Consider the following 24,398-nt stretch of genomic DNA (forward strand, 5'->3'; position numbering starts at 1 on the left):
CGGGCTTCCCTGACATCCCACCAGGAGTAGCAACATGGAAGTGACACGGCGCCTCATCCTCGGCGCGTCCGGTGCCCTCGCCCTGCCCGGCCTCCTGCGGGCCCAGGGGAGCGCCCAGGGGAACGCGCCGATCCGCATCGGCGAGATCAACAGCTACACCTCGCAGCCCGCCTTCACCCTGCCTTACCGCAACGCGATGCAGCTCGCGGTGGAGACGATCAATTCCAAGGGCGGCGTCCTCGGGCGGCCGCTGGAGCTGATCACGCGCGACGATGCCGGGCGCCCGCAGGACGCGGTGAGGCTCGCGGGCGAGCTGTTCAACGACCAGAAGGTAGACGTCCTCGCCGGTGCCTTCCTCTCCAATGTCGGGCTCGCGCTGAGCGAGTATGCCGCGCAGAACAAGCGCCTCTACATCGGCGGGGAGCCGCTGACGGACGCGATGGTGTGGGACAAGGGCAACCGCTACACCTTCCGCCTGCGTCCCTCCACCTACATGCAGGCCTCGATCCTGGCGGAGGAGGCGGCGAAGCTACCGGCGAAGCGCTGGGTCACCGTCTCGCCGAACTACGAGTACGGCCAGTCCGCGGTGAAGTGGTTCCGGCAGATCCTCTCGGCCAAGCGGCCAGACGTGCAGTTCGTGGCGGAGCAGTGGCCGGCCCTCGGCCGCGTGGATGCGGGCGCGACGGTGCAGGCGCTGGAGGGCGCGCGGCCGGAGGCAATCTTCAACGTGCTCTTCGGGCCGGACCTGACGAACTTCGTGCGCCAGGGCAACACGCGCGGGCTGTTCGAGCGCCGCGCCGTGGTCTCCATGCTGACGGGCGAGCCCGAATACCTCGATCCCCTGGGCGACGAGGCGCCGGAGGGATGGACTGTCACCGGCTATCCGGGCGAGGCGATCGACACGCCGGCGCACAAGGCCTATGCCGCCGCCTACCGCGCGAAGTTCAACGCGAAACCGATGTGCGGCTCACTGGTCGGCTACTCCCTCATCAACTCCATCGCGGCCGGCATCGCCAAGGCGGGATCGACCGAGACCGAGAGGATGGTGGACGGCTTCCGCGGCGCCGTCTTCGAGACGCCCGCGGGGGGGGCGACCTACCGTGCCATCGACCACCAGGGCACGCTCGGCGTCTATGTCGGCAAGACCGCGCTGCGCCGGAACGAGGGCGTGATGGTGGACTGGCGCTACATCGACGGGAAGGACCTGCTGCCCGCAGACGAAGTGGTGCGCGGCATGCGCCCCGCCAGCGCGACCTGAGAGAGACCCCGGCGAGTTCATGGACAGCATCGTCCCGCAGCTGCTGACGGGCCTCGCCGGGGCCTCGTCGCTCTTCCTCGTCGCCTCCGGGCTGACGATCATCTTCGGCGTCACCCGGATCGTGAACTTCTCCCACGGCTCGCTGATGATGCTCGGCGCCTATATCGGCTGGAGCATCATCACGCGGCTGCCGCGGGAGCCCGAGTGGTTCGTCCTCGGCATCCTCCTGACGGTCCTCGCCACCGCGCTGATCGGGGTGGTGCTGGAGGTCGCGGTGCTCCGCCGCGTCTACCGCGCGCCGGAGCTGTTCCAGCTCCTCGCCACCTTCGGCGTGGTGCTGGTGCTGCAGGACGTGACGCTGTGGATATGGGGCGCGGTGGAGCTGCCCCTGCCGCGGCCGCGCTGGCTGCGTGGCTTCGTCGAGATCATGGGCAACCGCTTCCCCGCCTACGACCTCTTCCTCATCCTCGTCGGGCCCGTGGTGCTCGGCCTGCTCTGGCTGCTGATGAACCGCACGCGCTGGGGCACGCTGGTGCGCGCGGCGACGCTCGACCGGGAGATGGTGGCGGCGCTGGGCGTGAACCAGCGCACGCTCTTCACCTCCGTCTTCGCGCTCGGCGCGGGGCTGGCCGGGCTGGGCGGCGCGCTCTCCCTGCCGAACGCCTCGGCCAACCTCAACATTGATCTCTCCGTCATCACCGATGCCTTCGTGGTCGTGGTCGTCGGCGGGCTGGGGAGCCTGACGGGCGCCTTCCTGGCGAGCCTGCTGATCGGCGTCATCCAGGCCTTCGGCATCGTGCTCGTGCCGAAGATCACCCTCGTGCTGATCTTCCTCGTGATGGCGGTGGTGCTCGTCTTCCGGCCCAACGGGCTGCTCGGCCGGCCCCAGGCCGAGGCGCGGGAGGCGACGGTGGCCGCGCCCGTCGTGCGCGCCGCACCGCGCGAGCTGCGCCTGCTCGGCGCGTTGGCGCTGCTGGTCGCGGCCGTCGCGCCCTTTGTTGTCGGCGACTACTACCTCACCGTGCTGACGGATGCCTGCGTCGCCGTCATCTTCGCCACATCGCTGCACTTCATGATGGGGCCGGGCGGGATGGCGAGCTTCGGCCACGCCGCCTGGTTCGGCATCGGCGCCTATGCGGCGGGGCTGCTGATGCAGTGGCTGGGCGCGCCCATGCCCGTCGGGCTGCTGGCGGCGCCGCTTGCCGCGGGGATCGTCGCGGCGCTGTTCGGCTGGTTCGTGGTGCGGCTCTCCGGCGTCTATCTCTCCATGCTCACCCTCGCCTTCGCGCAGATCGTCTGGGCCGTGTCCTTCCAGTGGGTGGAGGTGACGGGGGGCGACAACGGGCTGCTCGGCCTCTGGCCGCCGGACTGGGCGCGCAGCCCGCGCGTCTTCTACTGGATCGCGCTGGCCCTGGCGGTCGCGGTGGCACTGCTGCTGCGGCGCGCGCTCTACGCGCCCTACGGCTACGCGCTGCGGGCGGCGCGGGATTCGGCCACGCGCGCGCGCGCCATCGGGCTGGACGTGGCGCGGCTGCGCATGGTCGCGCTGGTGATCGCCGGCGCCGCCTGTGGGTTGTCGGGGGCGCTCTTCTCCTACGGCAAGGGCGGCATCTTCCCGACCTACATCTCCATCCCGCACTCGGTGGAGGCGCTGCTGATGGTGCTGCTCGGCGGGTTGCAGACCGTGGCGGGGCCGATCATCGGCGCGCTGGTCTATACCGGGCTGGCCGACATCCTCGTGCGCTCCACCGATCTCTGGCGGCTGGTGCTCGGAGCGGTGATCGTGCTGCTCGTCACCGCCTTCCCCGAGGGTATCGCGGGCGCCGCGCGCCGCCTCTGGCTGCGGGGGCGGGAGGCATGAGCGTCCTCGTCGTGCAGGGGCTGAGCAAGTCCTTCGGCGGCGTGCGGGCGGTGGGGGACGTCTCCTTCGCCGTCGCGCCGGGCGAGATGCTGGCGCTCATCGGGCCGAACGGGGCTGGCAAGTCCACCCTCTTCAACATGGTGGGCGGGCAGCTCGTGCCCGATGCGGGGTCCGTGCTGCTGGGCGGCGTCCCGATCACCGGCCTCGGCCCGCGCGCCATCGCGCGGCACGGCGTCGGCCGCACCTTTCAGATCACCGCCACCTTCGGTTCCATGACGGTGCGGGAGAACGTGCAGATGGCGCTGCTCTCCCACAAAGGGGAGGTCTGGTCCTTCTGGCGCCCCGTGGCCGGGCGCCACGCGGCGGAGGCCGATGCCCTCCTCGCCGGAGTGGGACTGGCGGCGCAGGCGGAGCGCGCGACGGGCGTACTCGCCTATGGCGACCTGAAGCGGCTGGAGCTGGCGATCGCCCTCGGCAACGAGCCGCGCCTCCTGCTGATGGACGAGCCCACCGCCGGCATGGCGCCCGCGGAGCGCGTGGCGCTGATGCAGCTCACCCGCCGTCTCGCCACCGAGCGGGGCGTCGCCGTGCTCTTCACCGAGCACGACATGGACGTGGTCTTCGACGTGTCCGACCGCATCCTCGTGCTCAACCGCGGCACGCTGATCGCGGAGGGAGACGGCGCCTCCATCCGCGCCAACCCGGCGGTGCGCGAAATCTATCTCGGCACCGGCGCGACGAGCGGGGGGCACTAGGATGCTGCGGGTCGAGGGGCTGAACACGTATTACGGCCGCGCCCACATCCTGCAGGACATGGGGCTGGAGATCGGCGCGGGGGAGGTGCGCGTGCTGCTCGGCCGGAACGGCGCGGGCAAGAGCACGACGATGAAATCCGTCATCGGGCTCGTCCGCCCGACGAGCGGGCACATCCTGTTCGGCGGTCATGAGATCGCGGGGGAGGAGCCGCACCGCATCGCCCGCCGCGGCCTGGGCTACGTGCCGGAGGACCGCCGCGTCTTCGCCGACCTGACGGTGATGGAGAACCTGGAGGTCGGGCGCCAGCCCGCGCGCGACGGCGTGCGGCCCTGGACTCCCGAGCGGCTCTTCGAGCTCTTCCCCAATCTCGGCCGCATGCGGGACCGGCCGGGCGGGCGGATGAGCGGGGGCGAGCAGCAGATGCTCGCCATCGCGCGCACGCTGATGGGCAACCCGCGCCTGATCCTGCTGGACGAGCCGAGCGAGGGGCTCGCCCCCGTGATCGTGGAGGGCATGGCGAACGCCATCCTCGCGCTGAAGGGGGAGGGGCTGACCATCCTCCTGGCCGAGCAGAACCTCCACTTCGCCGGCGGCGTGGCCGACAGCGCGACGGTGGTGGAGAAAGGCCGGGTCGTCTGGTCCGGCAGCATGGCCGAATTGCGTGCCGACGAGGCCGCGCGCACGCAGTACCTGGCGGTGTGATGCCGGCCGCGCGGGAGATCGTGCTGGAGGTGAACGGGCGGCGCGAGGCGCTGCATCTGGACCCCTCCGCCCCGCTGCTGAACGTGCTGCGGAACGACCTGTCGCTGAACGGGCCGAAATACGGCTGCGGCCTGGGCGAGTGCGGCGCCTGCACCGTGCTGCTGGACGGGCGCGCGGTGCGCTCCTGCGTGCTGCCGCTGTCCCGCGCCGAGGGGCGGCGCGTGGTGACGCTGGAGGGGCTGGGAAGCATCGAGGCGCCGCATCCCGTGCAGGCCGCCTTCATCGCCGAGCAGGGCGCGCAGTGCGGCTACTGCCTGAACGGGATGATCATGACGACGGTCGCGCTGCTGGAGCGGGATCCCGCGCCGAGCGAGGCGCAGATCCGGGAGGCGCTGGCCCATAATCTTTGCCGCTGCGGCACGCATCTGGAGATCCTGGCCGCCGTGCGCCGCGCCGTTGCGGAGCGGGCCGCGTGACCCCCCGCGCCGGGCGTGGCCTGACGCGCCAGGAGGTGCTGCGGGAAGAGGGGGTTCTCGCCATCACGCGCCCGCGCGCGCCCCTGCCGGGCACGCCGCCGGGCGCGAACGAGCGGGACGAGAGGGACGTCTTCATCGCCGTCTTCGACGACGGCAGCGTGGCCGCCTTCAACGGCCATGTCGATCTCGGCACGGGGATCCGCACCGCGCTGGCGCAGATCGTGGCGGAGGAGCTGGACGTCCCGCTCGATGCGGTGACGATGGTGCTGGGCGATACGGATCGCGCGCCGGACCAGGGGCCCACCATCGCCAGCGAGACGATCCAGGTCTCCGCCCTGCCGCTCCGCGCGGCGGCGGCGGAGGCGCGCCGGGCCCTGCTGGCGCTGGCCGCCGCGCGGCTGGGCACGGAGGGGCTGTCCGTCTCCGGGGGCGTCGTCTCGGCACCGGACGGCCGGCTTCTTTCCTATGCCGAGCTGCTGCGCGGCGCGCGGGAGGTGGTGCCGCTGAGCGGGGCGGCGCCGCTGAAGCGGGCCGAGGACTACCGCATCGTCGGCCAGCCGGCGCCGCGGGTGGACATCCCGGCCAAGGCGACGGGCGGCCTCGTCTTCGTGCACGACATGCGCGTGCCCGGGATGCTGCATGGCCGCGTGGTGCGCCCGCCCTATGCCGGGCTGGACGGCGGCGCCTTCGTGGGCAGCAGCCTTCTCTCGGTGGACCGCTCCTCCGTCTCCCACATCCCCGGCCTCGTGGAAGTCGTGGTGGCCGGCGACTTCGTCGGCGTGGTCGCGGAGCGGGAGGAGGAGGCGGCGCGCGCCGCCCGCGAGCTGCGACTGGCCTGGAAGGCCTTCTCCGCCCCGGCCGGGCTGGAGGATGTGGAGACGGCGCTGCGCCTGAACCCCTCCACCCGCCGCGAGTTGAAGAACACGGGCGAGGTGGACACGGCGCTCCAGGGCGCGGCGAAGCGCATGACGCGCAGCTATTCCTGGCCCTATCAGATGCACGCCTCCATCGGCCCGTCCTGCGCCGTGGCGGATTTCGCGGAGGGGCGGCTGCGGCTGTGGTCGGGCACGCAGAACCCGCACATGCTGCGCGGCGCGCTGGCACAGCTGATGGACATGCCGGAAGCGCGGATCGAGGTCACGCGCATGGAGGCGGCCGGCTGCTACGGCCGCAACTGCGCCGACGACGTGTGCGGGGACGCCGCGCTCCTCTCCCGCGCCGTGGGGCGGCCGGTGCGCGTGCAGCTGACGCGCGAGCAGGAGCATCTGTGGGAGCCCAAGGGCGCGGCGCAGCTCATCGACGTCGATGGCGGGCTGGACGCTTCGGGCGGCGTCTCGGCCTATGACTTCGTCTCGCGCTATCCCTCGAACGACGCGCCGCTTCTCGGCCTGCTGCTGACGGGAAAGGTGAAGCCGGAGCCCGCCGTTCTCCAGATGGGGGACCGCACGGCGATCCCACCCTACGACTATCCCGCCATGCGGATCGCGGTGGAGGACATGCCGCCGATCCTCCGGGCCTCCTGGTTCCGCGGCGTCTCCGCCCTGCCCAGCACCTTCGCCCACGAGTCCTGGATCGACGAGTGCGCGGCGGAAGCGCGGGTGGACCCCGTGGAGTACCGGCTGCGCTACCTCAAGGACCCCCGGGCGGCCGAGCTGGTGCGCGCCGTGGCCGAACGCGCGGGATGGGAGCCGCGCACGGGGCCGCGCATGCGGGGGGAGGGCGATATCCTGCGCGGGCAGGGCTTCGCCTACGCCCTCTACGTCCACGGCAAGTTCCCGGGCGTCGGCGCGGCCTGGGCGGCCTGGGTGGCCGAGGTGGAGGTGAACCGCCGCACGGGCGAGGTCACGGCCACGCGCATCGTCACCGGCCACGATGCCGGGCTGATGATCAACCCGGCCGGCGTGCGCCACCAGGTGCATGGCAACGTCATCCAGACCACCAGCCGCGCGCTGAAGGAGCGCGTACCGATCGAGGACGGGCTGGTGGCGGCGAAGGAGTGGGGCGGCTACCCCATCCTCGACTTCCGGGAGGTGCCGGAGGTCGAGGTGCTGCTCATGCCGCGGCCGGAGGAGCCGCCGCTAGGCGCGGGAGAATCCGCCTCGGTCCCGGGCGCGGCCGCCATCGCCAACGCGATCTTCGACGCGACGGGCGTGCGCTTCCGCAGCGCGCCCTTCACGCCGGAGGTGATCCGCGCCGGGCTGCAGCCGGTGGTGCAGGCGGAGAAAGGGCGCAAGCGGCGCCGGTGGTTCGGGGGCCTCGGCGCGCTGGCGGGCGGGCTTGTCGTGGCGGCGGGCGCGGCGGTGGGCTGGGCCTCATCCATCGCACCGGTCAGGCCGCCCGGTGCGGACGTGTTCTCCGCCGCGCAGATCGAGCGTGGGCGGCTGCTGGCGGCGGCGGGCAATTGCGCGGGCTGCCACACCGCGCCGGGAGGCGCGACGAATGCCGGCGGCGTCGCGCTGGACACGCCCTTCGGCCGGATCTGGTCCACCAACATCACGCCGGATGCCGCGACCGGGATCGGCGCCTGGTCCTTCGCCGCGTTCCAGCGCGCCATGCGCGAGGGCATCGCGCGGGACGGGCGGCATCTCTATCCCGCCTTTCCCTACACCGCCTACACGAAGATGACGGATGAGGACCTGCTGGCCCTCTACGCCTGGCTCATGGCGCAGGCGCCCATGCGTTCCGAGGTGCCGGAGACGAGGCTCGCCTTTCCCTACAACCTCCGCCCGCTGATGGCGGGGTGGAACCTGCTCTTCCACCGTCCCGGGTCGATGGAGCCGGACCCCCTTCGCACGGCGGAGTGGAACCGCGGCAACTACCTCGTCAACGCGCTCGGCCATTGCGGGGCCTGCCACACGCCGCGCAACGCGCTGGGGGCGGAGCGGGCCTCCGCGGCATTCGCGGGCGCGATGGTGGAGGGGTGGGAGGCGCCCGCGCTGAACGCGCTCTCCCAGGCGCCGCTGCCCTGGACCGAGGGGGACTTCTACGAATACCTCCGCAACGGCCATTCGGCGCGGCACGGCGTGGCGGCGGGGTCCATGGCGCCCGTCGTGGCGGAACTCCGGGCGCTGCCGGAGGCGGATATCCGCGCCATGGCGAATTACCTCGCCTCGCTGAACCCCGTTTCCGAAGCAGGGGACGCGGCGGCGCTCGTTGCCTCGACCGCGCCGCGCGGCGGGCTGAGCGAGGGTGCGCGCCTCTTCGCCGGCGCCTGCGGCGCCTGCCACGGCGGCGGCGCGCAGGAGGGGCCGGAGGTGGCGCTCGCGCTGAACAGCAGCATCCACAGCGACCGGCCGGACAACCTGCTCCGCGTGGTGCTGGACGGCATCCGCCCGTCGCTGCCCGGCCATGGGGAGATGCCCGGCTTCCGCGAGAGCCTGAGCGACCGGCAGGTCGAGGAACTCCTGCGCTTCATCCGCGCCAACTTCGCGCCGGGCCGCGCGCCCTGGGCCGACCTTCCGCGAGCCATCGCGCGCTCGCGGACAACGAGCGATAGCGCTTCCTTCTAACTGAACGTGCAGTTAAATAACGCGAGCCGCCGAGAGGACCGCATCATGAGCAAGCCGCGCATCGCGATCGTGGGAGCCGGGCTGGGCGGGATTTCCGCCGCGCTGCTGCTGCGGCAGGAAGGGTTCGACGCCGTGCTCTACGAGCAGGCGCCCGCCTTCTCGCGCCTGGGCGCCGGAATCCATGTCGGGCCGAACGTGATGAAGATCATGCGCCGCCTCGGGCTGGAGCCGGCGATGGAGGCGATGGGCTCGCATCCGGACTACTGGTACAGCCGCAACGGGAGCGACGCGGCGATCCTCTCGCAGATCCCGCTGGGCGACTACGCGCGCAAGGCCTATGGCGCCGCCTATCTCACCGTCCACCGCGGCGACTTCCACCAGCTGATGGTCGATGCGGTGCCCACTGGCTCCATCCTTTACGACAAGCGCCTGACGGCGATCGAGGATCGCGGCCGCGAGGTGGTGCTCACCTTCGCCGACGGCACGGTGGCGGAGGCCGACATCGTGATCGGCGCCGATGGCGTGAACTCCGTCATCCGCGAGCACATGCTGGGCGCGGAGGCGCCGCGCTACACCGGCTGGGTGGCCCACCGCGCCGTCTTCCCGGCCGAGCGGCTGGCGAAGTACGGCTTCAGGTTCGACCAGTGCGTGAAGTGGTGGTCCGAGGACCGGCACATGATGGTCTACTACGTCACCGAGAGGCAGGACGAGTACTACTACGTCACCGGCGTTCCCCAGGCCGAGTGGGACATGAGCCGCGCCTGGGTGGAGAGCAGCCAGGACGAGATGCGCGAGGCCTTCGCCGGCTACCACCCCATGGTGCAGTCCCTCATCGATGCCTGCTCGGAGATCACGAAGTGGCCGCTGCTGGAGCGCGACCCGCTTCCGCTCTGGAGCCGCGGGCGGCTGGTGATGCTGGGCGATGCCTGCCATCCCATGAAGCCGCACATGGCCCAGGGCGCGGCCATGGCGATCGAGGACGCGGCGATGCTCGCGCGCTGCTTCAGGGAGGTGGGCGCGGAGGACCACGAGACCGCCTTCGCCCTCTACCGCGCCAACCGGATCGACCGCGCCTCCCGCGTGCAGAAGGTGTCGCACGACAACACCTGGCTTCGCACGAACGAGGACCCCTCCTGGGTCTTCGGCTACGACGTCTTCACCGCGCCGCTGGTCGAGCCGGCCCGCGCGGTGGCCTGAGCGTGAGCGCGCCGCCCCGGCGAAGGATCGGCCGGCGCCCGGCCGACCCCGAGGGCGTGCCGACGCAGGACGCCATCCTGGCCGTGGCCGAGGAGGTCTTCGCCGAGCACGGCTACGTCGCCGCCTCGCTCCGCGAGATCGCCGAGCGGGCGGATGTGACGCAGGCGCTGATCATCTACTATTTCGGCAGCAAGCAGGGGCTGTTCGAGACCCTGTTCAAGCGCCGCGGCCTGGAGGTCTCGCGCGAGCGGCAGGCCCTGCTCGACGCGCTGCTCGCCCGCCCCGAGCCGCCGGACGCGCGGGAGCTGATCACCGCCTACCTCACCCCGCAATTCGCGCTGCGGGAGCGGGGCGCGCAGGCCATGGCCTTCGTGCGGATGCAGGCGCGGCTGCACCACGAGCCGGACGAGCTCTCCCTACGGCTGCGGCGGGAGGTCTATGACGCCTCCACCCGCAACTACATCGCGGCACTGCAGCGCGCCGTGCCCGGGCTGGACGCGGCGGACGCGCACTGGCGCATGATCTTCGCCGTGGGCACCTATCTCTACATGCTCTCGGGCTTCGACCGGCTCGCGGAGGTGTCGGAGGGGCGCTACACGACGGAGGACATTGGGGAGGTGGTGCGGCGGCTGACGGACTTCCTCGTCGGCGGGATCACCGCCCCTTCCGGCCGGTAGATCAGCCCAGCCACTCCGCAACCTGCCGCCGCAGGAACGCCGTGTCCTCCGCATTGCCGAGCGGGTTGCCCGCGCGGTGTCCCCAGATGCTGGGGATCGGGCGCAGCGCGGCGTGGCGGAGATGCGGAAGCTCCGCCTCGTTGTCCGCCACGCGGAAGTAGATGTCGGTCTCGCCCGGCATCAGCAGCACGCGGGCGGTGATGGCGCGCAGCGCGGCCTGGAGGTCGCCGCCGAAGACGGGGTTGTCGCTGATGTCGCCCGCGTTCCAGCAGCGCATCTGCGCCAGGAGATTCGCCGCGTGCTTGGCGAGGTATCGGCTTTCCCAGCCCCGCAGGTAGGATTCGAGGTCCGGCGTTTCCGGCGCCAGGTGCAGCCCGGCGCGGTAGAAGTCCTGGCTCATCGCGTGGCCGGCATAGTTGCGGCCGAAGGCGCGCAGCGCGGCGGCCGGCTGGGCGGAGAAGCGGCCCTCGCCGAGATATTCCGGCGCGGCTTCGAGGATCGCCATCTGCGCGCGCAGGAAGACCTGGTTGTGCACGGCGGTGCGCGCGCTGCCGCAGTTGATGACCACAGCCTCCACCGCATCGGGGAAGAGCGCGGCCCAGTGATAGGCCTGCTGCGCCCCCATGGACCAGCCATAGACGGCGCGCAGCCTCTCGATCCCCAGTACCTCGCGGAGCAGGCGGCGCTGGGCCTGGACATTGTCCCAGGCGGTGACGAGGGCGGGGTAGTCCGGCGTCTCCTGCGGCGAGGAGGAGACGCCGTTGCCGAACATGTCCACCTGCACGACGAACAGGCGCGAGGGGTCCAGCACGCCCTCCGGCCCGATCAGCCATTCCAGCTCGGCCGCCGTCGCGCCGTAGCTGGTGGGGTAGAGCACGGCGTTGTCCCGCGCGGGGGAGAGGGTGCCGTGCGTCTTCCACTGCAGGGTGGCGCCGCGGATGGCGCCGCCCTTCAGCACGGGCAGGTCGCCCAGGGCGAAGCGCCCGGTCTCGGTGGGCAGGCTGGTCATGCGGTTCCTCCGGCGGGGTGACGCGCCGCGTGAGGCCCGACGCGCATCGCGCGATGCACGGCGCGCGCCAGTGGGACCGCCAGTGGGACCGCCAATGGGGCGCTCAGTCCAGGCGCAGCCCGATGCGCTCGACCACGCGGGCGTAGAGGTCGTACTCGCGGTCGAGAAAGGCGCGGGTGGAGGCGGGGGTGCTGTCCGCCATGGGGGTGGTGCCCGTGCTCTCCAGCCGCTCGCGCACGCGCGGCTCGGACAGCGCGGCGTTGGCGGCCTTGCTCAGGGCCGCCGTCACATCCTCGGGCATGTCCTTCGGCCCGACCATCGCGGTCCAGGTCGTCAGCTCGTATTCCGGCAGCGCCGCCTCGGCCACGGTGGGCACGTCGGGGAAGTTCGGGTCGCGCTGGCGGGTGGTGACGGCGAGCAGCCGCAACGCCCCGTCCCGCACCTGGCCGACGACGGAGCCGAGCTGGTCCACGGCGTAGAGCGTCTCTCCCTTGATGAGCGATTCCGCCGTCTGCGATCCGCCGCGATAGGGGATGTGCTGCGCGCGCGTGCCGGCGAGATTGGCCAGCAGGTCCGCCGCGAGATGCGACACGCCGCCGACGCCGGAGCTGGCATAGCCGATGCGGCCGGGCTCCGCGCGCAGGCGCTCCACGAGTTGGGCGAGGGTGGTGATGCCGGAATTGCTGGGCACCACCACGCCGAGCGGGCTGGTGCCGACCACCGTGATCGGCGTGAAGTCCCGGGTCGGGTGGTAGCGCGCCGCGCTGGCGCCGGAGGCCGGGGCGACGGCGAGGGTGGAGGCGGAGCCGACGAGCAGCGTGTAGCCGTCCGGCCGCGCGCGGCGGACGTAGTCCGCGCCGATCGCGCTGCCGGCGCCGGGCCGGTTCTCCACCAGCGCGCGCCCGTCGGGGGTGAGGAGGGGGCCGATGCGGTCCGCCAGCAGCCGCCCGGCGAGGTCGTTCGCGCCGCCGGGCGCGAAGGGGACGACGACGGTGATCGGGCGGTCCGGGAAGGCGGCCAGGGCGGGGCGGGCCAGCGGCAGCCCCGCGGCCGAGAGCGCGAGGGCAGCGGCGCCGCGACGGCCGAGTTGGCGTCTGGTGGGCATGGGCAGGTCTCCTCCTCGGCCCTTTTCCGGGCCGCTTCGCCCGCCATCATGCCCAGCCCGGCGGGTGGCGTCACCCGTCCCGCGGCGGGTTCAGGCGTCGCCCACCGTCACGGTGACGAGCCCCGTCCCCTCGCAATCCGGGCAGGGGGCGGCGTCCAGCCGGCCGGTGCCGCTGCACCGGTGGCAGGGACCCTGCGCCGTCTGGCCCGCATTCGGCTCCACCTCGTCGCCCGGGAGCGGCACGTTCGCCGCCGGAACCGCGATGCTCTTGGAATCCGGCTGTTCCGCCATCGTGGCGCCCTCCCTGACCTGGCCAGTCGGGAACGCGCCGCAGTGGGCGGCGTTGCGGGGGAACCGCCCCGCCGCAGCGCCGGCCCTCAGCCTCCGAAGTCCTCCAGCACGATCTTGCCGCGTGCCTTGCCGCTCTCCAGCACCGCGTGGGCGCGGCGCAGGTTGGCGGCGTTGATGGCGCCGAAATGCTCGCCCAGGGTGGTGCGGAGCGTCCCCGCATCCACGAGGCGCGAGATCTCGTCCAGCAGCGCGCCCTGCTCCGCCATGTCGGCGGTGCCGAACATGGAGCGGGTGAACATGAACTCCCAGTGCAGCGAGACGCTCTTGCGCTTGAGGAGGGAGACGTCGAGCGTCTCGGGGTCGTCGATCAGGGCGAAGCGGCCCTGCGGCGCGATCAGCTCCGCGATCTCCGCCAAGTGCCGGTCCGTCTGGGTGGTGGAGAGGACGAAGCCCGGCGCGCCGAGGCCGAGCGCAGTCACCTCCGCCGCCAGCGGCTTCGAGTGGTCCACTACGTGATGCGCCCCGAGGCCGAGCGCCCAATCCCGCGTCTCCGGGCGGGAGGCGGTGGCGATGACGGTCAGCTTCGTCAGCCTGCGGGCGAGCTGGACGGCGATGGAGCCCACGCCGCCGGCGCCGCCCACGATCAGGATCGCGGGCGCGGCGCCCGGCACGGCATGGGTCCGTGCCTGCAGCCGGTCGAACAGGGCCTCCCAGGCGGTGATGGCCGTCAGCGGCAGGGCGGCGGCCTCGGCGAAGCCGACCGAGGCCGGCTTGGTGCCCACGATGCGCTCGTCCACCAGGTGCAGCTCGGCATTCGTGCCGGGGCGCGTGAGGTCCCCGGCGTAGAACACGGCATCGCCCGGCCTGAAGCGGGAGGCATCGGGCCCGGCGGCCCTCACGATCCCCGCCGCATCCCAGCCCAGGACCTTGTGCTCCCCCTCGGCGGGCGCCGCGCGCAGCCGGACCTTCGTATCGACCGGATTCACCGAGACGGCGCGGACCTCCACCAGCAGGTCGCGCCCGCGCGGCGCCGGCGCGGGCAGGTCGAGATCGAGGAGGGCTTCCCCGGCGGTGATGGGCAGGGACTTCGCGTAGCCGATGGCGCGCATGGCGCTTCTCCGAATGCGTTGCTGGCCCCGGAGATGCGGAATACGCTCGCTCGCCGCAAGAACGCACATAAACTGCCCATAGTGTCGGAAAGGATACCGTCGTGCCGCGCACCCGCCACGCCTCGCTCGACTGCAGCCCCGGCTGCGCGGTGGAGGCGACGCTCGCCCTCATCGACGGCAAGTGGAAGGGCGTGATCCTGCACCACCTCGGGGAGGGCACGATGCGCTTCAACGAGATCCGCCGCCGCCTGCCGAACGTGACCCAGCGCATGCTGACCAACCAGCTCCGCGAGCTGGAGGCGGACGGGCTGATCACCCGCCGCGTCTATGCCGAGGTGCCGCCGCGGGTGGAGTACGCCCTCTCGCCCCGGGGCCGCAGCCTGGCGCCCGTGATCCGGGCCCTGAAGGACTGGGGCGACGAGCATGTGATGGCCGGGCGGGCAGGCGGGGAGGGGATGGAGGCCGCCTGAAGGGCCGTCTCCGCGGCCGTCTCGGGCAGCCGGGCTGAAGGCCGGACGCTGACGAGGGCCGCACGGGCGGGTAGGTCCGGCACCGGCCTGGGGCGCAATCAGGCCGGAACCGGCGCGGCGGCGAGCAGGGCGGCGATCTCCGGGCGGCAGGAGCCGCAGCCCGTGCCCGCCCCCGTGGCCTCCCCCACCGCGGCGAGGCTGCACGCTCCGCCCCGGATGGCCCCGCGCACGCACTCCTGCGAGACGCCGTGGCAGACGCAGAGGGTGGGGGAGGGCGGGGGGCCGTCGGAGGGACGCCCGGCGAGAAGGGCGGAGACGGGCGCGGCGCCGCCCTCCCGCATCAGCCCGGCGAGCCAGTCGCGCGGCGGCAGCCGGTGGTGCGGGTCGAGAAAGAGCACCGCTTCCACCCGCCCGTCGCCGCGCAGCAGCGCGCCGCGGTGCAGCCCGGCCGAGGGATCCTCCAGCCGCGCCCATTCCGCGCCCTCCGCCGCGACGAGGGCGGCGAGGCGCGCGAAGGCCTCGCCCGGCGCCTCGACACCGGCCAGCTCGTGGCGCCACAGCCCCTCCCCGAGCACGGCGACGGCCGCCCACTCCGCGATGGCGGGGCCAAGGTCGCGGCGAGCGATGAGGAAGCCGTGCCAGGCCGGGGTGAAGGCGGAGAGGGCGACGCGCGCCGATTTCAGCGCGGGCTGCGCGCTGATGGGGTCGACTACGGGCGGCACCGTGCCGTTGACGCGCGCCGCGGGCGAGGCCTGGGCCGTCCAGTGCATCGGCGCGAAGGCGGTGCCGCGGCGCTGGCCGGGGTCGTGGCGCAGGCGCAGCACAGCGGAGGCGCCGCCATGGCCGGTGATGCGGGCAAGGCTGCCGTCCTCCAGCCCCCCGGCATCCTCGGGATGGACGGCCAGCACGGGCTCGGGCGCGTGGGCCATGAGGCGCGGCACGAGGCCCGTGCGGGTCATGGTGTGCCACTGGTCGCGCAGCCGGCCGGTGAGAAGGGTGAGAAGGCCGTCGCCTTCCTCCCGCGGCTTGTGGGAGACCGGGACGAAGCGCGCCCGGCTGCCGGGGGCGGGAAAGCCGCCGCCCGCGAAGAAGCGCGGCGCCGCCGGCCCCCGGGCCGGGACGGGCCAGCGGGTCGGCGCCATGGCCTCGTACTCCGCGTCGCTCATCCCGGCGAGGCCGGAGATGTCGAAGGCGCGGCTGCCCTCGTTGCCGAGGCCGGTCAGCGCCGCGTGCTCGCGGAAGATGGCGGCCGGGCCGCTCCAGGCGAACTCCGCCCCCCAGCCGAGGCGGGCGGCGACCTGGGCAATGATCCACCAGTCCGGCCGCGCCTCGCCCGGGGCGGGGAGGAAGCCGCGCTGGCGGGAGATGACGCGCTCGGAATTCGTCACCGTCCCGCTCTTCTCCGCCCATCCCAGGGCGGGGAGGCGCACATGGGCGAGCTCGGCCGTGTCCGTCCGCTCCATGATGTCGGAGACGACGAGGAAGGGCGCGCGGGCTATCGCCTCCCGCGCGGTCTCGCCCTCGGGCAGGGAGACGGCGGGGTTGGTGGCCATCACCCAGAGCGCGCCGATCCTCCCGGCGCCCAGCGCGCGGAACAGGTCCACCGCCTTCAGCCCGGGGCCGGTGGCGAGGTTGGGGGCGTTCCAGTGCCGGCGCACCAGCTCCGCCTCGCCCGGCACGGACCAGTCGAGATGGCCGGCGAGCACGTGGCCGAGCGCCCCCACCTCGCGCCCGCCCATCGCATTGGGCTGGCCGGTGACGGAGAAGGGGCCGGCGCCGGGCTTCCCGATCCGCCCGGTCAGCAGGTGCGCGTTGATGATGGCATTGGCGCCGTCCGTTCCCGTCTCCGACTGGTTGATGCCCTGGCTCCAGAGGGTGACGGTGCGCGGCGTCTCCGCGAACCAGCGGAGGAAGGTGGCCAGCGCCCCGGGATCGAGCCCCGTGCGTGCGGCAGCACCGGCAGCATCCGCGCGGGCGGCGGCGAGCGCGGCGTCCAGCCCCTGGGTGTGCGCCCCCACATAGGCGCGGTCCGTCAGGCCGTGATCGTCGAGATGGGCGAGCAGCGCGTTGAACAGCGCGACATCGGAGCCCGGGCGGATGGGGAGGTGCAGGTCGGCCCCCTCCGCGCTCGGCGTGCGGCGGGGATCGACGATGACGAGCCGCATGGAGGGGCGCAGCGCGCGGGCGGCCGCGATCCGCTGAAACAGCACGGGATGGCACCAGGCGAGATTGCTGCCGACGAGCACGACGAGATCGGCGCTCTCCAGGTCCTCATAGGTGCCGGGGACCACGTCCTCGCCGAAGGCGCGCTTATGGGCCGCGACCGCGCTCGCCATGCAGAGGCGGGAGTTGCTATCGATGTTGCCCGTGCCAAGGAAGCCCTTCGCGAGCTTGTTGGCGGCGTAGTAGTCCTCGGTCAGCAGCTGGCCGGAGACGTAGAGGGCCACTCCGTCCCGGCCGAGCTCCGCCTGCGCGCGGCGGAAGCCCTCCGCCACCTCGTCGAGCGCCGCGTCCCAGGAGGCGCGCCTGCCGCACACCTGCGGGTGCAGCAGCCGCCCGGGCAGGTCGAGCGTCTCGCCCAGCGCGGTGCCCTTGCTGCAGAGCCGCCCGCCATTGGCGGGGTGATCCGGGTCGCCCGCCACGCGCCCGTCGGGCGCGGCGAGAACGCCGCATCCCACGCCGCAATAGGGGCAGGTCGTGCGAACGGCGCGCGGGGGTGGATCGCGCGTGAGGGAGGCGGGAGGGGGAAGGGCGTCCATCGCGCTCAGTACACGTCGCGCTGGTAGCGGTTCTGGCGGGCGAGGGCGACGATCCAGTCCCGCGCGGCGTCGGCGTCCATGCGGCCTTCCCGCATGGCGATCTCGCGCAGCGCAGTGTCCACGTCCTTGGCCATGCGCGCGGCGTCGCCGCAGATGTAGAAGCGCGCGCCGTCCTGGAACCAGCGCCAGAGGTCGGCGGCGTTCTCGCGCATGCGGTCCTGCACATAGGTCTTCTTCGTGCCGGGATCGCGCGACCAGGCGAGGGAGAGGCGCTCCAGCGTGCCGTCCGCGAGCCAGCCCTCGATCTCGGGCCGGAAGAGGTAATCGGTGGCGGATTTCTGGTCCCCGAAGAAGAGCCAGGTGCGGCCGCGGATGCCCTGCGCCGCGCGGTGCTGCAGGAAGGCGCGGAAAGGGGCGATGCCCGTGCCGGGGCCGCACATGATGACGGGAATGGCGGGGTCGTCCGGCAGGCGGAAATGGCTGACCTGCATATAGGCCGGCACCGTGCCGGCCAGCGCGCGCTCCCGGTCGCCCGGCGCGGCGTGGCCCTCGCCCTCCGCCAGATCGGGCAGGGCCCGGAAGCCGAGATGGGAGGAGGCGACGCCCTGCCGCACCCGCCCGCGCCGCTCCGCGCGCACGACGGAGACGCAGAGCTCCACCCTGCCCGGCACGGCGAGCGGCGAGGAGGCGATGGAGTAGAGGCGCGGCTTGAGGCCGGGCAGCGAGGCCGCGAGATCGGCCAGCGGCGGGCGGGCGGAGGGAAAGGCCTCCAGCAGGTCGAGCAGGTCGGCATCCGCCGGCGCCGCGTCGTCGTCGCCGTCCGCGAGCTTGCGGAGCATGGCCGCCTCCTTCGCGTCCCTCGCGCTGCCGGCGAGAAGATCGAAGCTGCTGTCCAGCGGGCGGGCGATGGCGAGATGGGCGAGGAAGGCCTCGCGCACCGGGCGGGCCACGCCGTCGGGGCAGGGCACGGGCTCCTCGCCCGTGGCGCCGAGGGCCGTGAGGCAGGCCCTCACCAGCGCGGGGTCGTTGGGCGCGAGCAGGCCGAGGCTGTCCCCGGGCTCGTAGCGCAGCCCGGTTCCCTCGAGATCGAGCACCACGTTCCGCACGTCCTTGGCCGATCCCTCGCCGGAGAGCCTGTGCGCGGCGAGCATCCGCACGGGCACCATCTCCGGCCCCGCCGGCCTGAGCGCCGGGGCGGGTGCGGCGGCGGCCGGCGTCTCCGCCTGCAGGGCCTTCAGCGCCTTCTGCGTCGCCTTGCCGCCGGGCACGCAGAGCGAGAGCGAGCCCTCGGCGCCCGAGGCGATGGCCTCGGCATAGGTCTGGCAGACATAGCCGCACTGGCCGCAATCGAGCTGCGCCATGGCCGCCATCAGCCGGCGGGACTGCGGCTTGCCCGCGGCCATGGAGAGGCGCTCGTCTAGCGGCAGGGCCGGGTCGTGCCAGGGGAAGTCCTCCTCCGCCTCCGGCTCGGCGGTGGGGGCCGTGCCGCCAGGGGATGCGGCACCGCCGTAAAGGCCGGCGAGGAAGCCGTTCAGCCAGGCGCGCTGCTCGGCCGTGAAGGGCGCGCTCTCCGGGATCAGCGGCACGGGGGCCGCGCCCGGGAAGGCGCCGGGGATGGGGGAGATGGCGTTCATGCGTCGATCTCCGCGGGGGTGCGGACGGCCATGGCGCGCAGCGCGTCCTCGTCGTGGCGGGCGGTGAAGGACTGGAAGCTCTCCCCCGGCGCATCCTCCTGCCAGGTGCGCAGGAGGTTCAGCACGAGGGGCGGCACGTCCTCTGCCGGGACCTTGGGGAAGAGAAGGCGCCCGATGCCCTGCTCGATGCCGGCGCCGCCGCCGACATGCAGGTCGTAGCCCTCCACCTCCTCCTCGCCGCGCTCGGCCTTCGCGCCGATCAGCCCGATGTCGCCGATATAGTGCTGGGCGCAGGAGTTGTGGCAGCCCGTGAGATGGATGTTCACCGGCTTCGAGAGGGTGATGCGCGCATCGAGATAATCGGCCAGCGCCGCTGCGTGCTGCTTCGTATGGGCCGCCGCGAACTTGCATCCCGCCGCGCCGGTGCAGGCGACGAGGCCGCCGCGCGCGTGGCTCGCGGTGGTGCCGAAGCCGAGCGCCTCGATCTCCGCCACCGCCCCGGCCATGCGCTCCCGCGGGATGTCGGAGATCAGCAGGTTCTGCCACACGGTGAGCCGCAGCGTGCCGCTGCCGTAGAGATCGGCGATGCGGGCGAGGCCGCGGAGCTGGTCGCCGGTGATGCGCCCCACCGGCAGCACCACGCCGACATACTGCATTCCCGCCTGCTTCTGGTCGTGCACGCCGAGATGGCCGTGCTTGTCCGGCGGCGGCGCGGGCTCGAAGGGGCCGGCCGCGCGTAGCGGGGCGCCGAGTTGCTTTTCCACCTCCTCCACGAAGCGGGGCAGGCCCCAGCGGTCCAGCAGGTATTTCAGCCGGGACTTCCGGCGGTCCGTGCGGTCGCCATGGGCGAGGAAGACGCGCAGGATCGCGTCGCAGACGCGCACCACCTCGTCCGGCGCCACCACGCGCCCCGTGTCGCGCGCGAAGTCGCGATGCCCGGTGATGCCGCCGAGGGCGAGGCGGAACACCACCTCCCCATCCATGCGGACGGCGGTGAAGGCGATGTCGTTCGTGTCCTCCACCACCGCGACGCACCCGCCGCCGTCAATCGAGATGTTGAACTTGCGCGGCAGGCCGAAGAGGTCGCGCGTGTTCAGGATGTGGTGGTGCAGCTTGCGGGTGATGCCGCGGGTGTCGATCAGCTCCTGCGGGTCGATGCCGGCGGTGGGGGAGGCGGTGATGTTGCGGATGTTGTCCGCCCCCGTGCCCTTCGGGATGATTCCGAGGTCGGCCAGCCGCTCCAGCAGCTCCACGCCCTTGTCGGCCGGGATCTCGCGGATCTGGAGGTTGTTGCGCGTCGTCGCGTCCACGTAGCCGCCGCCGCAATCCTCCGCGACCTCGGCGATGCCGCGCGCCTGCCAGGAGGAGAGGATGCCGCCGGGAATGCGGAGCCGGCACATGAAGGAGTCCTGCGCCGGCCCGACATAGAAGAGGCCGTGCCAGCGCGTGGCGAGGTTCTCCAGCCCGTGCGGGAACCGGCCCGCGCGGGCGCGCGCCTCCACCTCGTCCCAGCGGTCCAGCGGGTGCTTCTCCCGCTTCATCTTCTCCTCGGCATTCAGCTTGCCGCCCGCGGCGATGGCGGCGTCCTGCGCCGCGCGCATCGCGTCCGGCGGCGCGCCGCCCCCCTCCGCGCCTCCTGCGGGGGAGAGCGTGCCGCGGCGGGCCTCGACGCCCGCCATGAAGCCCTTGAGGTAGTTCTGCTGCTCGGTTGAGAAGCCGGATTCCATCAGGCCGCGTTCCCGATCCAGGCCTGGCCCAGTGCCGCCTCGGCGCGCGAGGCGACGGGCCGGCCGCTCGCGATGAGGCTCTGGAAGAAGCCGGCCTCCCCCGTGTCGCCGTAGAGCACGGCGCCGACGAGGCGCTCGCCGCGCCACCACAGGCGGCGGTAGCTCTCGCCCGCGCGGAAGGTCACGGCCTCCGCATCCACGGGCGCCACCTCGCCGCCGGACCAGACATGCGTGCCCGAGACCTTCAGCGCGGCGGAGTCCGCGCGCGGCGCCCAGGCCTGCTCCTCGCCCGCGATGGTGGAGGCGGCGATCTCCGCCTGCTCCAGCGCGGGGGCGACGAGGCCGATGAGGCGCCCCTCCACCTCCGCGCACTCGCCGATGGCGAGCACATGCGGGTCGCTCGTGCGCATGGCGGCGTCCGCCACCACGCCGCGCGCGACCTCCAGCCCGCTGGCGCGGGCGAGATCGGCGTTGGGCCGCACGCCCACGCACATGACGACGAGGCGCGCGGGGATGCGCTCGCCCGTACCGAGCCGCACGGCCTCCGCGCGCTCCCGGCCCTCGATGGCGACAGTCGCGGCGGGCATGTGCATCGTCAGCCCGCGCGCGCGCAGGCGGTTCGCGAGCAGCGTGCCCGCGTCGTAGTCGAGCTGCCGCTCCATCGGCCAGCCGACGGCGTGCAGCACCGTCACCTTCATGCCGCGCGCGGCGAGGCCCACTGCCGTTTCCAGCCCGAGCAGCCCGCCGCCGATCACCACCGCCGGGCCGCCATCCTTCGAGGCCTCGATCATCCGCCGCGTCTCGGCCAGGTCGCGCCAGGGGATCACGCCGGGCAGCTCCGCGCCCGGCAGCGGCAGGCGGAAGGAGCGGCTGCCCGTGGCGAGCACGCACCAGTCATAGTCGATCCGCTCGCCGCGCGCGGTGATCGCCTGGCGCATCGCGAGGTCGAGGGAGGCGACCGGCGTGCCGGGGCGGTACTGCACGCCCGCCGCCCGGAGATCGGCGAGGGAGTGCGTGATCAGCGCCTCCTGCGCCACCTCACCCACAAGGTATTTGGACAGCGCCACGCGGTCATAGGGCAGGGCGGGCTCGGCGCCCGCGAGCGTCACCGCCGCGCCGGGCAGGCGGGCGGCGATGCGGAGCGCGCAGCGCGTGCCGGCCGGACCGGCGCCGATGACGAGGGCCTTCACGCCGCGACCATTCCCGGTGCTGCGTGCCGGTGGTGGAGGAAGGCGAGAACATGGGCGCGCGCGGCGATGAAGCGGGGGTCGGCGACGAGTTCGAGGCGGTCGCGCGGGCGGGGAAGATCGACGTCGAGGATCTCGCCGATGCGGGCGTTGGGCCCGTTGGTGAGCATGACGATGCGGTCGGAGAGCAGCACGGCCTCGTCCACGTCGTGGGTGATCATCATCACCGTCGTGCCCAGGCTCGCATGGATGGCCATGACCTGGTCCTGCAAGTGCGCCCGGGTCAGCGCGTCGAGCGCCCCGAAGGGCTCGTCGAGCAGCAGCACCTTGGGCTTGATGGCGAGCGCGCGAGCGATGCCGATGCGCTGCTTCATGCCGCCCGAGATCTCGCCCGGTCGCTTGTCCTTCGCCCCTGTCATGCGGACGAGGGCGAGGTTCTCCATCGTCCAGTCGTGCCGCTCGGCCCGGCTCATGGCGCGCGAGAGCGTCTGGTCGACCGCGAGGCGGATGTTCTCGTAGCAGGTGAGCCAGGGCAGGAGGGAGTGGTTCTGGAACACCACCGCCCGGTCCGGCCCCGGCCCCGAGACCTCGCGCCCGTCCAGCACCACGCCCCCCGAGGTGGCGGGCAGCAGGCCGGCGACGACGTTCAGCAGCGTGGACTTGCCGCATCCCGAATGGCCGATGACCGAGACGTACTCGCCGCGCCGGATCTTGAGGTCCACCCCGTTGAGGACGGGGACGCGCGAGCGCGGGAAGGCGATGGTGACATCGGAGATGTCGAGGAAGGCGGGGCCGGTGATGGGCTTGCTCATCGGGAAGCGCTCCTCAGGCGGTCGCGGTGCCGCGGGTGGCGAGGTGGCCGAGAAGGGCCATGAGGCGGTCGAGGGCGAAGCCGACGAGGCCGACATAGACCAGCGCGACGACGATGTCGGACAGGTTGGAGCTGTTCCAGGCGTCCCAGATGAAGAAGCCGATGCCGACCCCCCCAATCAGCATCTCGGCCGCGATGATGGCGAGCCAGGAGAGGCCGATGCCGATGCGAAGCCCCGTGAAGATGTAGGGCGCGGCCGCGGGGAGGATGATGCGCGCCCAGTAGGCGGGCCCGCGGAGGCGGATGACGGCGGCGACGTTGCGGTAGTCCTGCGGGACGTTACGGACGCCGACCGCGGTGTTGATGATGACCGGCCAGACGGAGGTGATGAAGATCACGAAGATCGCGCTCGGCTGGGCCTCGCGGAAGGCGGCGAGCGAGAGCGGCAGCCAGGCGAGCGGGGGGACGGTGCGCAGCACCTGGAACAGGGGATCGAGCCCGCGCATGGCGAGCTGGGAGGTGCCGATCAGCAGCCCCGTCGCGATGCCGGCCACGGCGGCCAGCACGAAGCCGAGCGCGACGCGCTGGAGGCTGGCGGCCAGGTGCCAGAAGAGGCCCTTGTCGAGCCCGCCGCGATCGAAGAACGGGTCGGTGATCAGCTCGCCCGCATCGGCCCAGACGCGCGACGGCGGGGGAAGGGTGGCCGAGGGGCCGCTGGCGGCCAGCTCCCACAGGCCCGCCAGCGCGAGCACGACCACCAGCGGCGGCAGCACCCGCCCGGACAGCCCGCGCAGCCGCGCGAGAAAGCTGGGCGCTGGCAGGGAAGCGGGCGCGACCGGCGTCGCATGGGCCGGCACAGCCGCGGAGGAGGCCGCATGCCGGGGAGGAACAGTCGCGTTCATCCTTCACGCACCCCCAAGCTTCTTGAGAAGGGGAGAGGGGCGGAGTTCGTGGAAGGTGTCGGGCACGTGCGCGCTCCGGGGTTCCGTTTGGAACCGGGAGGCGGGCCGCCGTTGGACCGCCAAGTGGCCGATCGGGAAGCGCGAGGGCTTGCGTCGTTGCAGGCCGTTCCCTTGGGCTCATTTTTCACCATGCCGCGCCACACTGCCGCAAGCACGATATTGCCCTCTACGAAGGCATGTTGGCGACGGCAACCCCGTTCAAGAATGCCATTTAGGCAAATCGCCTATTTATTATCCAGAACTGCCTGGGCGACATCCACGATCCGGCGTCCCTGGTCCATCGCCGTCCGGCGCAACCGGCGATAGGCCTCCTCCTCGCTGAGCCGCCCGCGCTCCATGAGCCGGGCCTTGGCCCTGTCGATCACCGCGCGCGCGGCCAGCGTCGCCCGCGTCGCCTCCAGTTCCTGCCGCATGGAGTGATGCGCGCGGAAGCGGCGGATCGCCACCTCGATCACGGGGCGCACGCGGCCGGGGGCCAGCCCTTCCACGACATAGGCGGCCACCCCGGCCTCCAGCGCGGCCTCGATCTGCTCCGGCTCGCCCCGCTCGGCGAAGAGCACCACCGGGCGCGGCTCGTCGCGGTTGAGAGCGCGCATGCTCTCCAGCGCGTCGCGGCCGGGGTCGTCGAGGTCGCAGACGATCACCTCGGCCCCGGAATCCCGCACGCGGCGGGTGAGGTCGATCGCGTCGGGGGCGAGCGCCACCACCTCGTAACCGGCTGCCCTCAGCCCCGCCGAGACAAGGGAGGCGCGCTCGCCATCGGCATCCACGAGCAGAACGCGCAGGCCCTGATCCCCCGTCAGGCCCGGACGATCCCGGGCGGCGGTTCCGCGCATCGCAAAGGCTTTGCCAGAGCCGCCGGGCCGCCGCACCCTTCGGCCCGCCGGTTCGTTATCGC

20 protein-coding genes are annotated in these 24,398 nt (G+C 72.9%); 9 read left to right on the forward strand and 11 right to left on the reverse strand.

The genetic code is table 11. The features are described from left to right. The first annotated feature begins 34 nt into the window (after nt 1–34). Genes FHS87_RS00200 through FHS87_RS00235 form a run of 8 tightly spaced genes read left to right on the forward strand, consistent with a single transcriptional unit; the run spans nt 35 to nt 10,436 of the window. Complete coding sequence (locus FHS87_RS00200) at nt 35–1,258, forward strand: ABC transporter substrate-binding protein (RefSeq protein WP_184512617.1); 1,224 nt, start codon at nt 35–37, stop codon at nt 1,256–1,258. 19 nt (nt 1,259–1,277) lie between these two features. Beyond that, entirely contained in the window at nt 1,278–3,119 is a 1,842-nt protein-coding gene (locus FHS87_RS00205) for an ABC transporter permease (protein ID WP_184512619.1), read from the forward strand. Beyond that, nucleotides 3,116–3,874 (forward strand): ABC transporter ATP-binding protein, encoded by a 759-nt coding sequence (locus FHS87_RS00210; RefSeq protein ID WP_184512621.1) that lies wholly within the window; start codon nt 3,116–3,118, stop codon nt 3,872–3,874. The genes FHS87_RS00205 and FHS87_RS00210 overlap by 4 nt, the downstream gene beginning before the upstream one ends. 1 nt (nt 3,875) lies before the next feature. Beyond that, on the forward strand, nt 3,876–4,577 hold the full coding sequence (locus FHS87_RS00215) for an ABC transporter ATP-binding protein (protein ID WP_184512623.1): 702 nt from the start codon (nt 3,876–3,878) through the stop codon (nt 4,575–4,577). Continuing rightward, entirely contained in the window at nt 4,577–5,053 is a 477-nt protein-coding gene (locus tag FHS87_RS00220) for a (2Fe-2S)-binding protein (RefSeq protein ID WP_184512625.1), read from the forward strand. Before FHS87_RS00215 ends, FHS87_RS00220 begins: the two co-directional genes overlap by 1 nt. Further along, the gene (locus FHS87_RS00225) at nt 5,050–8,562 is read left to right on the forward strand and encodes a molybdopterin cofactor-binding domain-containing protein (RefSeq protein ID WP_184512627.1); all 3,513 of its coding nucleotides are present in this window, start codon (nt 5,050–5,052) and stop codon (nt 8,560–8,562) included. Before FHS87_RS00220 ends, FHS87_RS00225 begins: the two co-directional genes overlap by 4 nt. 45 nt (nt 8,563–8,607) lie before the next feature. Continuing rightward, nucleotides 8,608–9,759, forward strand: coding sequence for an FAD-dependent monooxygenase (locus FHS87_RS00230; RefSeq protein ID WP_184512629.1), 1,152 nt, complete (start codon nt 8,608–8,610; stop codon nt 9,757–9,759). A gap of 2 nt (nt 9,760–9,761) precedes the next feature. After that, nucleotides 9,762–10,436, forward strand: a complete 675-nt coding sequence (locus FHS87_RS00235; RefSeq protein ID WP_184512631.1) for a TetR/AcrR family transcriptional regulator — start codon at nt 9,762–9,764, stop codon at nt 10,434–10,436. Nucleotide 10,437: 1 nt separating this feature from the next. Here FHS87_RS00235 and FHS87_RS00240 read toward each other — a convergent pair whose 3' ends face one another. The 4 genes from FHS87_RS00240 to FHS87_RS00255 all read right to left on the reverse strand — a co-directional run bounded on the left by FHS87_RS00240 (nt 10,438) and on the right by FHS87_RS00255 (nt 13,950). Continuing rightward, a complete protein-coding gene (locus FHS87_RS00240; protein ID WP_184512633.1) occupies nt 10,438–11,445 on the reverse strand; it encodes an alpha/beta fold hydrolase in 1,008 nt (335 codons plus the stop codon). 103 nt (nt 11,446–11,548) lie between these two features. Next, nucleotides 11,549–12,550, reverse strand: a complete 1,002-nt coding sequence (locus FHS87_RS00245) for a Bug family tripartite tricarboxylate transporter substrate binding protein (RefSeq protein WP_184512635.1) — start codon at nt 12,548–12,550, stop codon at nt 11,549–11,551. 90 nt (nt 12,551–12,640) lie between these two features. Further along, nucleotides 12,641–12,841 carry a hypothetical protein gene (locus tag FHS87_RS00250; RefSeq protein WP_184512637.1) on the reverse strand — a complete coding sequence of 67 codons (201 nt, stop codon included), beginning with the start codon at nt 12,839–12,841 and terminating at the stop codon, nt 12,641–12,643. A gap of 86 nt (nt 12,842–12,927) precedes the next feature. Next, nucleotides 12,928–13,950 carry a zinc-binding alcohol dehydrogenase family protein gene (locus FHS87_RS00255; RefSeq protein ID WP_184512639.1) on the reverse strand — a complete coding sequence of 341 codons (1,023 nt, stop codon included), beginning with the start codon at nt 13,948–13,950 and terminating at the stop codon, nt 12,928–12,930. A gap of 101 nt (nt 13,951–14,051) precedes the next feature. Between FHS87_RS00255 and FHS87_RS00260 the strand changes: the two genes are divergently transcribed. Beyond that, on the forward strand, nt 14,052–14,420 hold the full coding sequence (locus tag FHS87_RS00260; RefSeq protein ID WP_184512641.1) for a winged helix-turn-helix transcriptional regulator: 369 nt from the start codon (nt 14,052–14,054) through the stop codon (nt 14,418–14,420). 98 nt (nt 14,421–14,518) lie between these two features. Here the strand turns inward: FHS87_RS00260 and FHS87_RS00265 are convergent, their stop codons facing one another. The 7 genes from FHS87_RS00265 to FHS87_RS00295 all read right to left on the reverse strand — a co-directional run bounded on the left by FHS87_RS00265 (nt 14,519) and on the right by FHS87_RS00295 (nt 24,336). Then, a complete protein-coding gene (locus FHS87_RS00265) occupies nt 14,519–17,179 on the reverse strand; it encodes a nitrate reductase (protein ID WP_184512643.1) in 2,661 nt (886 codons plus the stop codon). Between the two features lie 5 nt (nt 17,180–17,184). Continuing rightward, entirely contained in the window at nt 17,185–18,813 is a 1,629-nt protein-coding gene (locus FHS87_RS00270; RefSeq protein ID WP_184512645.1) for a sulfite reductase subunit alpha, read from the reverse strand. Then, on the reverse strand, nt 18,810–20,540 hold the full coding sequence (locus FHS87_RS00275; protein WP_184512648.1) for a NirA family protein: 1,731 nt from the start codon (nt 20,538–20,540) through the stop codon (nt 18,810–18,812). Before FHS87_RS00275 ends, FHS87_RS00270 begins: the two co-directional genes overlap by 4 nt. Next, nucleotides 20,540–21,730: an NAD(P)/FAD-dependent oxidoreductase gene (locus FHS87_RS00280; protein ID WP_184512650.1), complete on the reverse strand. Its 1,191-nt coding sequence runs from the start codon at nt 21,728–21,730 to the stop codon at nt 20,540–20,542. The genes FHS87_RS00275 and FHS87_RS00280 overlap by 1 nt, the downstream gene beginning before the upstream one ends. Next, nucleotides 21,727–22,539 carry an ABC transporter ATP-binding protein gene (locus FHS87_RS00285; RefSeq protein ID WP_184512652.1) on the reverse strand — a complete coding sequence of 271 codons (813 nt, stop codon included), beginning with the start codon at nt 22,537–22,539 and terminating at the stop codon, nt 21,727–21,729. The genes FHS87_RS00280 and FHS87_RS00285 overlap by 4 nt, the downstream gene beginning before the upstream one ends. Before the next feature lie 13 nt (nt 22,540–22,552). Then, entirely contained in the window at nt 22,553–23,440 is an 888-nt protein-coding gene (gene ntrB / locus FHS87_RS00290; protein ID WP_184512654.1) for a nitrate ABC transporter permease, read from the reverse strand. 284 nt (nt 23,441–23,724) lie between these two features. Continuing rightward, nucleotides 23,725–24,336 carry an ANTAR domain-containing response regulator gene (locus tag FHS87_RS00295; RefSeq protein ID WP_246417703.1) on the reverse strand — a complete coding sequence of 204 codons (612 nt, stop codon included), beginning with the start codon at nt 24,334–24,336 and terminating at the stop codon, nt 23,725–23,727. Nucleotides 24,337–24,398 lie beyond the last annotated feature (62 nt).

This window comes from Muricoccus pecuniae (assembly GCF_014199205.1).
In the GTDB taxonomy this organism is placed as follows: Bacteria; Pseudomonadota; Alphaproteobacteria; order Acetobacterales; family Acetobacteraceae; genus Roseomonas; species Roseomonas pecuniae.

Excerpts from the sequence above, each read along its gene's own strand:
- FHS87_RS00255 (WP_184512639.1), bottom strand. The coding sequence starts at position 13,950 with ATGCGCGCCATCGGCTACGCGAAGTCCCTGCCCATCACCGCCGGGGAA.
- FHS87_RS00275 (WP_184512648.1), bottom strand. The coding sequence starts at position 20,540 with ATGGAATCCGGCTTCTCAACCGAGCAGCAGAACTACCTCAAGGGCTTC.
- FHS87_RS00245 (WP_184512635.1), bottom strand. The coding sequence starts at position 12,550 with ATGCCCACCAGACGCCAACTCGGCCGTCGCGGCGCCGCTGCCCTCGCG.
- FHS87_RS00215 (WP_184512623.1), top strand. The coding sequence starts at position 3,876 with ATGCTGCGGGTCGAGGGGCTGAACACGTATTACGGCCGCGCCCACATC.
- FHS87_RS00200 (WP_184512617.1), top strand. The coding sequence starts at position 35 with ATGGAAGTGACACGGCGCCTCATCCTCGGCGCGTCCGGTGCCCTCGCC.
- FHS87_RS00250 (WP_184512637.1), bottom strand. The coding sequence starts at position 12,841 with ATGGCGGAACAGCCGGATTCCAAGAGCATCGCGGTTCCGGCGGCGAAC.
- FHS87_RS00230 (WP_184512629.1), top strand. The coding sequence starts at position 8,608 with ATGAGCAAGCCGCGCATCGCGATCGTGGGAGCCGGGCTGGGCGGGATT.
- ntrB (WP_184512654.1), bottom strand. The coding sequence starts at position 23,440 with ATGAACGCGACTGTTCCTCCCCGGCATGCGGCCTCCTCCGCGGCTGTG.
- FHS87_RS00270 (WP_184512645.1), bottom strand. The coding sequence starts at position 18,813 with ATGAACGCCATCTCCCCCATCCCCGGCGCCTTCCCGGGCGCGGCCCCC.
- FHS87_RS00265 (WP_184512643.1), bottom strand. The coding sequence starts at position 17,179 with ATGGACGCCCTTCCCCCTCCCGCCTCCCTCACGCGCGATCCACCCCCG.
- FHS87_RS00285 (WP_184512652.1), bottom strand. The coding sequence starts at position 22,539 with ATGAGCAAGCCCATCACCGGCCCCGCCTTCCTCGACATCTCCGATGTC.
- FHS87_RS00205 (WP_184512619.1), top strand. The coding sequence starts at position 1,278 with ATGGACAGCATCGTCCCGCAGCTGCTGACGGGCCTCGCCGGGGCCTCG.
- FHS87_RS00240 (WP_184512633.1), bottom strand. The coding sequence starts at position 11,445 with ATGACCAGCCTGCCCACCGAGACCGGGCGCTTCGCCCTGGGCGACCTG.
- FHS87_RS00295 (WP_246417703.1), bottom strand. The coding sequence starts at position 24,336 with ATGCGCGGAACCGCCGCCCGGGATCGTCCGGGCCTGACGGGGGATCAG.
- FHS87_RS00220 (WP_184512625.1), top strand. The coding sequence starts at position 4,577 with ATGCCGGCCGCGCGGGAGATCGTGCTGGAGGTGAACGGGCGGCGCGAG.
- FHS87_RS00210 (WP_184512621.1), top strand. The coding sequence starts at position 3,116 with ATGAGCGTCCTCGTCGTGCAGGGGCTGAGCAAGTCCTTCGGCGGCGTG.